Origin of the sequence: Macrococcus animalis (assembly GCF_047425875.1) — a bacterium.
In the GTDB taxonomy this organism is placed as follows: Bacteria; Bacillota; Bacilli; order Staphylococcales; family Staphylococcaceae; genus Macrococcoides; species Macrococcoides animalis.
The window spans coordinates 1,787,892-1,800,911 of record NZ_CP179727.1; the positions used below are offsets into that span (position 1 = coordinate 1,787,892).

The window sequence follows — 13,020 nt, forward strand, 5'->3', positions numbered from 1 at the left end:
GTGCTTTTTGTTATAAACTTATAAGAATTTTGTAATACTTTCAATTGGACGACGACTGCTTGTTCTAGGTTCTTTTAAAGTCTTTCCTATTGTAATAATTAAGGCAGGTATAAAGCGATCTTCAATATTGAATGCTTCTTGCACAGCTGTTCTGTTAAAACCACCAATTGCACAAGTTCCTAAGTCTTTGAGTGTTGCAAAGTTCATAATTTGCATTGCAGGGAATGCTGAATTCATAATTGCTGCTTCAATTGCATATGATTCATTTTGGTATACATTGTTAATTTGTCCGGCTAATATTGATTTAACTTCTTCAGTCATTGTGCCGTCTTCAATTGAAGGATCGAATACAGTATCAATATTTTTATTTGCTTCTTTATCAGCTAAGATAATGAATGTCGCGCTAGAATCTTTCACTTGTGATTGGTTATATGCTAATGGCAGTAATTTCTCTTTCGCTTCATCACTATGAATGACAAGGAAGCTCCAGTGCTGTAAGTTCCAAGCTGATGGCGCGTAGTTTGCATATTCTAATATTTTAGTAATTTCTTGTTTAGACATTTTATATTCAGGGTCATAGACTTTGACCGCTTTACGTGTTAACAATTTATTCTGGATCGTACTTTCCATGATGTGCCTCCTAAAATTAAATAAAGATTCATACGATTATTATCATATAAATCTTTATTATAATATGCAATTTAATTGCTTAATCCAAAGTTGCTGAAATCGTTTCTTGTGTTAAAGGATGAACAAATTCCAGCTTATAACTCTCAAGCGATAATTGTCGTAGATTAGAGTCACTATACAAAGGATCCCCTATTACCGGGTGCCCAATGGCTGCTAAGTGTACACGGATTTGATGTGTACGACCTGTCTCAAGTTTTAGCTCAACTTCTGCAATACCGTCTCCTAATGCTTTTGAACTAACGATATGCGTAACTGCACGGTCACCAGTTTGAGAAACACGACGTTTATTCGGATGGAATTTATCTTTACCAATCGGTAAATCGATTGTTTGTGATTTTAAAGGTAAATGACTTTTTACTTTGGCACGATATGTTCGTGTAATTTGACGGTCTTCTAACATTCTATCAAGGATTTTCTTTATGAATGGATTTTTAGCAACTAGTAATAAACCGACTGTTTCTTGATCAAGACGGTGAACAGGTTCAACATAATCTGATTCTAATGTATAGATTGCATGGTTTAATAGCGTGTTTGATTCTGCCATATCATTCGGGTGTGTCTTAACCCCCTTTGGTTTAACGAGAATCGCTAAATGTTCATCTTCGTATTTCACTTCACATAAGCGATAGCTTGATTTATATGCACTTTTCTCTTCTGGGATAGGTAAAAATAGCTTATCATCCATATGTAATAAACTACGAAGTGTTGCTGGCTCATCGTTAATTGTAATTTCTTTAGACATTCTGAATTCATGCATAGGCTTTTTGGGAATGTGTAATGCCTTTAACATTTCTTCAACGGTCATGTTATCCCAATCTTTATTAATATTTATAATCATAATTTTTTCTCCTAAGTCGTATTAAGTCGTATAATAATAGGGTAATATTTAATATCAAATATAAATCAAATTTATTAATCATCATTCGCTTAATTACTATTATAGATGAATTGAAGGAGAATTTACATGACAGAAGAAATTAATTTAGAGAAATTTAATAAATCAATAGAAGCAAGACAAATGACATTTGACGATATTGATGAGATTATCTCATTACAAAAAGTTTGTTTTCCTGGTATGGAGCCTTGGGAGAGAGCACATTTAGAGTCGCATTTAAATTTATTCCCACGTGGACAAATGGTAATCGAGTATGAAGGGAAAATTATTGGTTCTTGTTCAAGTTTAATTATCAACTTTGATGAATATGATGACAAACACACGTGGAATGATATTACGGATTCGGGATATATTACGAACCATAACGATAATGGTCATAACTTATACGGAATTGAAGTGATGGTCCACCCCGGATATCGTGGGATGCGTGTTGGACAACGGTTATATGAAGCTCGCCGAGAAATTGCTTACGAATTAAACTTAAAATCAATTATTATTGGTGGACGTATTCCAAATTATCATCAATATCAAGAGGAATTAACACCACGTGAGTACGTGAATGATGTCATGAAACGTAAGATTAAAGATCCAGTCTTAACGTTTCAATTTATGAATGGTTTTACGTTGATGCGTATTAACCCTAACTATTTAAAAGATGATGTTAAAAGTAGTAAATATGCGACATTAATGGAGTGGAATAACCCAGACTTTGTTGCTAAATCGAACTTACATTTTAGAACGAGTTATCCAGTTCGTATTTGCACAGTTAACTATATGATGCGAAAAATTGATTCATTCGAAGAGTTTGCAAACCAGATTGAATATTTTGTGGATGTTGCGTATGATGCAGGTAGTGATTTTATTGTCTTCCCAGAATTATTAACGACGCAATTAATGAGTTTTGATGAAAAACGTAACCCAGCTGAATCAATTCGTCAATTAACAAAGTATACTGAGCAGTATATTGAAATGTTTAATAATTTTGCGATGCGTTATAATATTAATATTATTGGTGGTAGTCACTTCGTAGAAGAAAATGAAGATATTTATAATATTTCATATTTATTTAGACGCGACGGATCAATTGAGAAGCAATATAAAATACACGTCACACCTAATGAACGTAGATGGTGGGGGATTTCTCCAGGCAAGAAGATTGAAGTATTTGATACAGACTGTGGTAAGATTGCAATTCAAATTTGTTACGATAGTGAATTCCCAGAAATGGGGCGTATTGCAACAGAAAAAGGTGCTAAGATTATCTTTACACCATTCTCTACGGAAGATAGACAAAGTTATTTACGTGTAAAATATTGTTCAATGGCACGTGCGATTGAAAATCAAATTTACACTGTGACGAGTGGGACATGTGGTAATTTACCTCAAACAGAAAATATGGATATTCAATATTCTGGATCAGGTATATATGCACCAAGCGATTTCGGCTTTGCGCGTGACGGAATCGTTGGTGAAACGGGCGAGAATGTTGAGATGGTTGTTATCGGAGATGTTGATTTAGAAGTATTACGTCGAGGTCGTGAAGATGGTACCGTGCGTCAATTACGAGATAGAAGACATGATTTATACCGCGTTGAATATAAACGAGATTAATAATAGGAAATGGTGCTGTCATGAAGAATAGTACATTACTTTTAAAAGAAATAGCTGAATATTTAAATGAAGAAACCGAAGTATATTCTATGATGAATGGTGCCCTTAACCGATTGGTTGAGGGGACCAATTTTTCTACTGGATGGATTTTCTTTATTGATGATGAAGGTACTCACACATTAGCATCTGATTATGGATTACCTGATGCATTACTCATGGACGATTGTCGCTATATGACAGAAGGGCCATGTTGGTGTGTTTCACGTTACCATCAGAAAAAGTTAACGAAAGCGAGTAATATTATTACGTGTTCTCGTATCGTAAAAGCGAATAAACAGTATAATGATAAGACTGGTGGTATTACGCATCATGCGACTGTTCCATTACAATCAGGAGATGAACGATTCGGTCTGTTGAATGTAGCAACACCCAATACAAAGATATATTCAGAAGAGGATTTAGCATTATTAGAATCGATTGCATTCCAAATTGGGAGTGCCATTAAGCGAATTTATTTAACTGAGAAAGCACGTGAAACAGCATTGCAAGATGAGCGAAATCGATTAGCGCGTGATTTACATGATTCGGTAAATCAAATGCTATTCTCGCTCAAACTTACTGCGCATGCTGCTGCAACAATGAGTAAAGATGAGCAATCTAAACAAGCATTTCAAATGATTGAATCAACGAGTCAAGATGCGGTCAACGAAATGCGTGCTTTGATATGGCAGTTGAAACCAGTTGGACTAGAACAAGGTTTAGTCGAAGCGGTGAAGAATTATGCGAATGTGTTAGGATTAAAGATAGATATTAAGGTCACTGGACTGTTGAACCTTGAAAGTCAGTTAGAACATACAATATTCAGAATCATCCAAGAAGCGTTGAACAATGTTAAGAAGCACGCTGCAACAGATAATGTTGCTATCTATTTTTCTCAAGATGGAGGTCAATTTTATATGCGTATTAAAGATTCTGGTAAAGGGTTTAAGGTAAGTTCAGCAAAGACACTACCGACACATGGTTTGAAAAATATCATGCAACGTGCCAGTGAAGTTGGTGCAGAAATCGTTACACAGAGTGAAATTGATGTAGGAACGATGATAGAATTTTATTATCCGAAGGGACAAAGTCATGAAAATTATAATTGTTGATGATCATCATATTGTAAGACAAGGAATACAATTTTTATTATCTACAGAGAAAGATTTCGAAGTTATAGCTGACTTTAATGATGGCAGTGAAGTGCTGAATTATTTAAAGACCAATGACAAGCCAGACCTGATAATTATGGACTTAGTGATGCCAAATATGGATGGAATTGCAACTACGAAAGTTATAAAATTAGAATATCCTGAAGTAAAAGTCTTGGTATTATCAAGTTTTGTTGATGAAGAGCATGTGATGGGTGTGATTGAAGCAGGTGCAGATGGATATGAAATGAAAGACAGTGAACCAGAAATACTAATACAAACGATTAAACGTATATTGGCTGGACAACAGGCATTCCATCCAAGTGTTGAAGCATATAAGGAAATTGGATTAAACTTACCACATGTGAAGAATCCATTATCGAAACGAGAACTGGAAGTTTTAGAAGAAATGTCTAAAGGATTAACGAATAAGGAAATCGCAGAGAGACTATTCGTATCAGAGAAGACAGTGAAAACACATGTAAGTCATATATTTACGAAATTAGAAGTAAAAGATCGAACACAAGCATCGATGTATGGTGCGAAGTATAATTTGTATAAGTAAGATTTGTCTGTAAAGTTTGGAAGATAGACAGTCTTGTCCGATATCATCAAAATATCGGACAAGTTAAGCCATAAATCGGTTAAATTCGTCAATTCTTGTCCTATATATCTAATATATCGGACAAGAATTGAGGATAAACCTAAAAATAAAAAGTGACATGACTGATTAAAGTAATCAAACAGTCATGTCACTATTTTTTATGCTAAAACGTCTTGATAGTCTGGTGTTTCATCGATTACTTTCTTAACAAAAGGACAAATAGGTAAAATCTTCTTATTATTCGCACGTGCATATTTCACAGCTGCATCAACTAATTGCTTACCCGCACCTTCATCTTGTAACTCTTCAATGACTTCTGTATGATCGATAATAATTTGATCACCATTCTCTACATACGTCATTTGACCTTTAGGACTCGTTACGTCACCAATATAAAATAAATTTTCTTTTCTATTCACATGCATCATAATATACACCTCATATTTTCTCTTATTACTAACAGTATACGTTGTATAAAGAGTTATATAAAGGAATATGAAATTTAAATAACAATTTAATTTCCAAAAATTTGATTTTACTTTTTGATTGTTATAAAATTACAATAACAATTTTAATAATAATAATTATCACTTAATAAGATAAGAATAATAAAGGAGTTTATTAATATGGGATTTTATATTATGATTATTTCATTTTTTCTAGGATTGTACTTAATTATTCAAGGTGTTAAGCAAACGAAAAAGAATAAAAATTATAGTTTTATTTTAATACCCGGAATCGTCTTATTAGTTTTCTCAGTATACCTAGCATGGCCACATTAAAAAATAGTAACTTTCTAATTTAATTAGAAAGTTATTTTTTTATTTGAATATAAACTGTAATAAATATACAATTAAACCAATGAGGTGGTTATATGATTGATAAATGGTGGGCGAAAGATGAATGGGTTGGTTTAATTTTTATGATTGGCTATATGGCTATGAAGGAGAACTTACCAAGTATGTGGGCTGAAAGAATCGTTCTTATATTGCTTGCAGCTGTCATGATTTATTTCGTTATTATGATATCGATAAAAATATTAAGGGATTATCGTAACTTTAATCATCAAAATATCGAATACTTCATTGATAGAAAAATGGATTTCTTTATTATATGGTTGATTCCAGTATTATTTAAATTCGCGACATTTTATTTAGTCTATGTCGTCATGATGGTCGAATGGGGCAATCTTTGGAACTATATTATGGTATTCGGTGTCATCATATTAGTTTTGATAATGTTTGATGAATATTTCGAACGTCATAGTGATTTGAGAGAGGTGATTAATCGTGCTAAGTAATATAGTGACTTGGTTCAAGAAATATTATAAAAATATTATTTTCTATACTGGATTAATTATTTTTTTATCATCTGAAGATCCTTTGATTCGTAATTTATTATTATTTTTATTCATTCTCTTTGCTATTTATAATTTCATAGATTTTCACAAAGACTTCCATCGCAACATGAAACGTTTAGAATCAGATTCGGATTTGCATTATCCATATGATTTAAAGAAAGATGGTCGATTTATTTATTATTCAAGGATCATCATGTTTGTATTAATGATAGTTATTCTAACTATTATCTTTAATGTCAAACACTATATTTGGGTATATCTTCTCTTACTCATCCTGATATTAATTATAGTAATTATATCTGAGAGTAAATTTGAAAAACGTACCAACTTGAGGGAACTTTTATTCGGAAAAGACGAGGCATCTTAATGGATGTCTCGTCTTTTTATTGATTACTTATACATTTCTTATTCATGTGGTTCTAAATGAACAATCGTTTCGATCGCACCGTATGCTTCTTTAATATCATGTTCGATATGTTCAGTAATATCATGGCTTTCCTTCACCGTTAAGTGGGCATCTACTGTTACGGTTACATCGATAAACGTCATTACGCCGTGATTACGTCCTTTAATATCAACGACTGATATTACATCTTCAACTTTTAATACAATTGATTTCATTTCTTCAAGTGTATCTGAATCGAAGCCGTCTGTTAATGTGATGGCTGTTTCAAAGAATATTTCAATTGCTGTCTTCATAATCAGTAACCCAACTACTATTGCTGCCACTGTATCTAGGAATGGAAGGCCCATGAATACACCGACTATTCCTACAAATGTACCTAGTGAAACAAGCGCATCAGATAAGTTATCTGCAGCTGCAGCTTTTAAAGCACTTGAATCCACTTGTTTGGCTAAATTTTTATTATAGAAATAAACGCCTAGCATTGCCATAGCGGATAGTATTGCTACACCGGCAGTTTCTATTGAGGGGTTTGAAAAGTCTTGATTAATATAGTGACGTATGCCTTGAAGAATGACTTGTACACTAACTGCAAACATAATAAATGCAGCGATTAATGAGCCAATATATTCTGAACGGTAATGTCCATAGTTATGATTTTCATCTGCTGGTTTCATACTAATGGCAAGCCCTATGAGTAATGCAACCGAAGATACTACGTCAGTCGCATTATTCAATCCATCGGCAACGAGTGCTTGAGAGCCATTCATATAACCGAAGAGTAACTTTAAAGTAGTTAGTAAAACGTACATAATAATGCTGACTTTCGCGCCCTGTTGGGCTTTTGCGAGCTGATCTTTAACTTGCACTTTATTCATCCTCTCAAGTAAGTCATGTCTAACTATTATCGAACATATTTATTAAAATTACTACTAAATAGTTGAACTTCCGCAAATTTTTTATACATTTTATTTATAATTATAAATTTTTAATTTACAACTAAAATAAAATATTTTATAATAATTATAATAGTCAGAAAATTCAAAAACGAAGGAGCTTCTTATGAAAATTAAAGGTAACATGACTGTCAGAATTATTATTGCTTTAATCGCTGGTATTGCAATTGGTTCGATCTTTAATCTACAGCAAGATGCAGGATGGGTACAGTGGCTTAATCAATATGTCTTTAATGTTATTGGTCAAATCTTCTTGAATTTAATATTTATGCTAGTTGTACCTGTTGTATTTGTATCAATTGTATTAGGGGTGTTAGGTGTCGGAGATCCGAAGCATTTGGGGTCTATTGGTCTTAAAACAATCACGTTCTTCTTAATAACAACAGCGATTGCTATTACTTTAGCCATGACGTTAGCTATAGTCTTCAAACCAGGAGAAGGTAAAAGTGAGTTATTAAAGAGTGATGAAGTTAAAACATATGCAGAAGAGCAAAAGAAAAAAGCTGCTGCTGCTGAAGAAGAGGGTACATCACCAAATCAAACGTTCGACCAAACATTAATTAACTTAGTACCTAAAAATCCAGTACTTGCCATGAGTGAGACAAACATGTTGCAAGTCATTACATTTGCAATATTCATTGGAATTGGGATGATTGCCTTACGCGAGAAAGTATCTGCTGTGAAATTGCTCTTTGAGCAGACAAACGAAATATTAATGTATATTGTAACTGCAATTATGCAATACTTTGCCCCAATTGGGACTTTCGGTTTAGTTGCAACAGCATTTACGAATGCAGGTTTTGGTGCAATTAAGCAACTTGCAATGTACTTCTTCGTGGTATTATTAGGATTATTACTACATATGCTAATAGTTTACGGTGGTGCTGTAACACTTTTAGCAAGAAGAAATCCAATTTGGTTCTTTAAAGGCTTTGCACCTGCTATGACTGTTGGATTTAGTTCATCAAGTTCAAATGCAACATTACCAATTTCTTTAGAGTGTGCACAGGATAATTTGGATGTACGTAAAGAGATTTCATCTTTTGTGCAGCCACTTGGTGCAACGATTAATATGGACGGTACAGCTATAATGCAAGGGGTTGCGACTATATTCATCGCACAAATTTCAGGAGTTAACTTAACGCTTGGGCAAATGGTGACAGTTGTTGTCATCGCTGTAGTGGCTTCTATCGGTACTGCAGGGGTGCCTGGTGCAGGTTTAGTTATGCTTGCTATGGTATTGACTTCAGTTGGATTAAACCCAGCAGCAATCGGTATCATCCTTGGTATTGATAGATTACTTGATATGACGCGAACAGCTGTTAATATTTCTGGTGATGCTGCATGTGCAGTTGTTATTTCTGAACAGGAAAAGCGATATTTAGCAAAAAAAGGAACGAAAATTGCGTAAATGTGACATTTAATTAAATAAAATTAGAAAAGAGGAAACTATTTAAGAGTTTCCTCTTTTAATTTTTTGTAAATTATATTAAGATGGTAAAGTCACTTTAGATGAATGTGTATTATTTCAACTTATATTTTAAGAGCATTTACTGACATAAATTAATATTATTGAGAGAAAGGTCGTATGAAAATGGATAAACAGCAATTCACAGATTTACTGCAAACGAAATTCAAAATGGTGCGTATCGAAGCGGGATACACACAAGACACAATGGCTCAAACAATTGGACTTTCGAAAAAGACTTTAGTTCAAATTGAAAAAGAACGTGTATTACCTAACTGGACAACATGTGTTTCTTTATGTGCCCTATTTAGAGATTCAGAAGTTTTACAAAATACTTTAGGTGGAGATCCTTTAGAAGTTATTCAAGTGATCTCACGTGGAGCATGTGCTTACCCAGATAAAGATAACAAAAATGAATTATGGTGGACAACGATTGAATCAGATCGTGACGTTATATTACAACAAAACAAAGTCTCAAACTTATACCGTGTATTAGACGGTTCTACTCAACCGTTATACGGATCAAACAAAGCGCGTGAAGCCGAAATGTTTTTTAATAAGAAGAAAAACGAAAACTTAGTAAGTTTATAATATTTTTGATAAACAAACGCATGTTAGCGTTTGTTTTTTTTATATAGAGGTATTACACTTATAAGTATTAATTATAAAGAGGTGGCCATTTGAACGCACTACTTGTCGTATTATTTATGGGATTCATCGGGGCTCTAATCGGTGGATTTACGAACTATATCGCAATTAAAATGTTATTTAGACCGTTTGAACCGAAATTTCTTTTCGGTAAACAATTACCTTTTACGCCAGGATTAATTCCGAAACGACGCAATGAATTATCTGTAAAAATGGGTGAAATGGTGACAGAACATTTACTAACGCCTGAAATTTTTAAAGAAAAACTTATGACACCACAAACAGAAACAATTATTAAAGACTTTATAGTACGCCAAATCCAAACTTTAAAAGAAGGCGAATATTCAATTGATGACTTTGCGAAACGATTTGATATAGATCTTGCGAAGCTTGGAAACGCTAAATTGCGTAATCAATTAGCGCAAGTGATTGATAAAGCAGTATTAACGCATAAGGATGAGACGATTGAATCTTTGTTGCCGGCTGATTTACGTGGGAAACTGGATGTGCAAGTCGATAGCTTGTCTCCTATGATAATGCAAAAATTGCGCGATTATATTAATTCTGCAAAAGGATATAATGATATGATGCAAATGATAGATCGTTTCTTCATGGAAAAAGGAAGACTCGTGAGCATGATTCAAATGTTTATGACAAAAGAAATGATTGCAGATCGCGTTATAAAAGAATTTAATGCATTAAGTAGGGAAGAAAAATTAAACAAAATTATTGAAACTGAAGTTCAACGTGAATATGAACATTTATTATTAAAGCAACCTTCAAACTTTATTAGTGATAAAGAAATAAGTGTGATTAAAGAGAATTTAATCGATCAAATTATTACACAGGTTGATTTAAATCGATATACAAATACGCCACTCATTCAACTTGCACCAAAAGCGTTTGAATACATGGAAGGTGCAGGCAGTGATAAATTTGTACATTATGCTATTTCAAAAACATCTGATAATATTGCAGAAATATTAGAAAAAGTGCATATCGCAGAAATTGTAAAACAACAAATCGATAACTTTGAATTATCATTCTTAGAGAAACTTGTCATTGAAATTTCTAATAAAGAGTTGAAGATGATTACATTTTTAGGATTTGTATTGGGTGGAGTGATTGGATTAGTACAAGGTGTAATCGCTCTCTTTGTATAATAGAAATGATTTATGTTATATTTATTACGAACAATTAAATTTTGTGTAAATTCAAAGGAGAATGATTATGTCAGTTAATATTTATGATGAAGCGAACCGTTTAGAAAGTGCATTACGTCAAAGTGACGAATACAATGCAATTAAAGCACATTATGAAGCAGTGAACAGCAATCCAGAATCTAAGAAAGTATTTGATGACTTCAGAAAGATTCAATTAAATTTACAAGAAAAACAAATGTCAGGTCAAGAAATTACTGAAGATGATTTAAATGCAGCACAATCAACTGCTGAATTAATCGAAAAAGACGAAAATATTGCAAATTTAATGGAAGCCGAACAAAAAATGAGCTTCATGATTCAAGAAATTAACCGTGTAATCATGAAACCTTTAGAAGATTTATATGGTGTACAAACAGAAGAATCACCTGAAGCGTAATTGCTAAATGAACATCTTTAAAGTACAATAAATAAATATATTATCAAATAAACAAAAAGTGATTCACTTTTTGTTTATTTTTTTGTGAGGGATTCTATGAAGTTCTATTTAAAACATGAACAGTTTGAAGTTATTCAACTCTATATTAAGAATATTATTAATTTGTACTTTGAAGAGAGTTACTTGTTTGAGGGTACAGGAGCCAATCAAATTGATATCGATATCACACAAGATGAAGCAACTGTCGTATCTACTACGATTACGATTGAGAACAAGATATTTAAGAAGACGGCGAAAAGAGGTGGATTAACAAAGCGTGATATGAAGCAAGCGCTTGGTGAAACACTGATTGAAATATTTACTGAACATACGGGTATTACACAAAGTTGGGGAACGTTAACTGGGATTCGCCCAACAAAGCTTTATCATAAGTATTATAAACAAGGATTAACTCACGAGGAAATTTGTGAAATATTATCTAAGAATTATTTAATAGCACCTGAGAAGCTTGAGCTAATGCAAGAAATCGTGCATACACAATTAAAAGCAATACCTGATTTATATCATCTTCAAAAAGAAGTGAGTATTTATATTGGCATCCCATTTTGCCCAACAAAATGTGCTTATTGTACGTTTCCTGCGTATGCAATACGTGTATTTAAAGATCAAGTGCCAGAGTTTCTAGTGGGTTTAGTTCATGAAATAAAGCATACAGCAGCTTGGTTAGAAAAAAACGATATAAAAGTGACATCTATCTATTTTGGTGGAGGCACACCCACATCCATAGACCCACATGATTTAGCATTATTACTTGATACAGTTTATACCTCGTTTGATATGACAAGTGTACGTGAAGTGACAGTGGAAGCGGGTAGACCTGATACGATAGATGAAGATACGTTAAATGTCCTCAATCATTATAATATTGATCGAATAAGCATCAATCCACAAAGTTTTACTGATAGTACACTTAAAGCGATTGGTCGTCATCATAGTGTTCAGGAAACAATTGATAAGTTTAAATTATCACGTGAGCATAATATGAATAACATCAATATGGATTTAATCATTGGATTACCGAATGAAACACGAGAAGAAGTGGCAATCTCGTTGGCTGAAACCGAAAAATTAAATCCAGAGTCATTAACTGTGCATACATTAAGCTTTAAAACGGCAAGCGAAATGACGCGCAATAAAGATAAATATCCTGTGGCAACAAGAGATGAAATTGTGTATATGATGAATATGACCCGAAAATTTGCAGAAGATAATGAGTATATACCTTATTACTTATATCGTCAGAAAAATATTCTTGGAAATTTAGAGAATGTTGGATATTCAAAAATGGATGAAGCATCTTTATATAATATACTTATTATGGAAGAAGTACAAAGTATCATTGGGCTCGGTTGCGGAGCGTCAAGTAAATTAATAAATCCAAAGACAGGTAAAATAGAAAACTTCTTAAACCCTAAAGATCCGAAATCATATAATAGTAGTTATAAAAGTTATATGGATCGAAAGATTGAAAAACTAACGCAATGTTATCAAGAAGAGTCTGAAGCATAAAATGCAGCAGACTCTTTTTACATATAT

14 protein-coding genes are annotated in these 13,020 nt (G+C 33.1%); 10 read left to right on the plus strand and 4 right to left on the minus strand.

Annotated features, from left to right (window positions below; genetic code table 11):
• Positions 1–18 precede the first annotated feature (18 nt).
• Together ACMGE9_RS09420 and ACMGE9_RS09425 are read right to left on the minus strand one after the other, a co-directional pair.
• Positions 19–630, minus strand: coding sequence for a nitroreductase family protein (locus tag ACMGE9_RS09420; RefSeq protein WP_414042520.1), 612 nt, complete (start codon positions 628–630; stop codon positions 19–21).
• Positions 631–709: 79 nt separating this feature from the next.
• The gene (locus ACMGE9_RS09425; protein WP_414042521.1) at positions 710–1,528 is read right to left on the minus strand and encodes an RluA family pseudouridine synthase; all 819 of its coding nucleotides are present in this window, start codon (positions 1,526–1,528) and stop codon (positions 710–712) included.
• Between the two features lie 126 nt (positions 1,529–1,654).
• On the opposite strand from ACMGE9_RS09425, the gene ACMGE9_RS09430 reads away from it, so the two are divergent.
• Genes ACMGE9_RS09430 through ACMGE9_RS09440 form a run of 3 tightly spaced genes read left to right on the plus strand, consistent with a single transcriptional unit; the run spans position 1,655 to position 4,951 of the window.
• The gene (locus ACMGE9_RS09430; RefSeq protein ID WP_414042522.1) at positions 1,655–3,196 is read left to right on the plus strand and encodes a GNAT family N-acetyltransferase; all 1,542 of its coding nucleotides are present in this window, start codon (positions 1,655–1,657) and stop codon (positions 3,194–3,196) included.
• 20 nt (positions 3,197–3,216) lie between these two features.
• Positions 3,217–4,347, plus strand: a complete 1,131-nt coding sequence (locus ACMGE9_RS09435; RefSeq protein WP_414042523.1) for a GAF domain-containing sensor histidine kinase — start codon at positions 3,217–3,219, stop codon at positions 4,345–4,347.
• Positions 4,328–4,951 carry a response regulator transcription factor gene (locus tag ACMGE9_RS09440; RefSeq protein WP_414042524.1) on the plus strand — a complete coding sequence of 208 codons (624 nt, stop codon included), beginning with the start codon at positions 4,328–4,330 and terminating at the stop codon, positions 4,949–4,951. Before ACMGE9_RS09435 ends, ACMGE9_RS09440 begins: the two co-directional genes overlap by 20 nt.
• Before the next feature lie 197 nt (positions 4,952–5,148).
• On the opposite strand, the gene ACMGE9_RS09445 is transcribed toward ACMGE9_RS09440, so the two are convergent.
• Positions 5,149–5,418: a GNAT family N-acetyltransferase gene (locus ACMGE9_RS09445; protein WP_414042525.1), complete on the minus strand. Its 270-nt coding sequence runs from the start codon at positions 5,416–5,418 to the stop codon at positions 5,149–5,151.
• 198 nt (positions 5,419–5,616) lie between these two features.
• Between ACMGE9_RS09445 and ACMGE9_RS09450 the strand changes: the two genes are divergently transcribed.
• Positions 5,617–5,772: a hypothetical protein gene (locus ACMGE9_RS09450; RefSeq protein ID WP_414042526.1), complete on the plus strand. Its 156-nt coding sequence runs from the start codon at positions 5,617–5,619 to the stop codon at positions 5,770–5,772.
• 92 nt (positions 5,773–5,864) lie between these two features.
• On the plus strand, positions 5,865–6,290 hold the full coding sequence (locus ACMGE9_RS09455; protein WP_414042527.1) for a hypothetical protein: 426 nt from the start codon (positions 5,865–5,867) through the stop codon (positions 6,288–6,290).
• A gap of 465 nt (positions 6,291–6,755) precedes the next feature.
• Here ACMGE9_RS09455 and ACMGE9_RS09460 read toward each other — a convergent pair whose 3' ends face one another.
• Positions 6,756–7,631 carry a cation diffusion facilitator family transporter gene (locus ACMGE9_RS09460; RefSeq protein ID WP_414042528.1) on the minus strand — a complete coding sequence of 292 codons (876 nt, stop codon included), beginning with the start codon at positions 7,629–7,631 and terminating at the stop codon, positions 6,756–6,758.
• Positions 7,632–7,815: 184 nt separating this feature from the next.
• Here ACMGE9_RS09460 and ACMGE9_RS09465 point away from each other — a divergent pair, with 184 nt between their 5' ends.
• The 5 genes from ACMGE9_RS09465 to ACMGE9_RS09485 all read left to right on the plus strand — a co-directional run bounded on the left by ACMGE9_RS09465 (position 7,816) and on the right by ACMGE9_RS09485 (position 12,993).
• Positions 7,816–9,120, plus strand: coding sequence for a dicarboxylate/amino acid:cation symporter (locus tag ACMGE9_RS09465; protein WP_414042529.1), 1,305 nt, complete (start codon positions 7,816–7,818; stop codon positions 9,118–9,120).
• 183 nt (positions 9,121–9,303) lie between these two features.
• Positions 9,304–9,768, plus strand: a complete 465-nt coding sequence (locus tag ACMGE9_RS09470; protein WP_414044485.1) for a helix-turn-helix transcriptional regulator — start codon at positions 9,304–9,306, stop codon at positions 9,766–9,768.
• A gap of 89 nt (positions 9,769–9,857) precedes the next feature.
• Positions 9,858–10,988, plus strand: a complete 1,131-nt coding sequence (locus ACMGE9_RS09475; RefSeq protein WP_414042530.1) for a DUF445 domain-containing protein — start codon at positions 9,858–9,860, stop codon at positions 10,986–10,988.
• A 67-nt stretch (positions 10,989–11,055) separates the two neighbouring features.
• The gene (locus ACMGE9_RS09480; RefSeq protein ID WP_414042531.1) at positions 11,056–11,424 is read left to right on the plus strand and encodes a YlbF family regulator; all 369 of its coding nucleotides are present in this window, start codon (positions 11,056–11,058) and stop codon (positions 11,422–11,424) included.
• Positions 11,425–11,520: 96 nt separating this feature from the next.
• Complete coding sequence (locus ACMGE9_RS09485) at positions 11,521–12,993, plus strand: coproporphyrinogen III oxidase (RefSeq protein WP_414042532.1); 1,473 nt, start codon at positions 11,521–11,523, stop codon at positions 12,991–12,993.
• Positions 12,994–13,020: the final 27 nt, after the last annotated feature.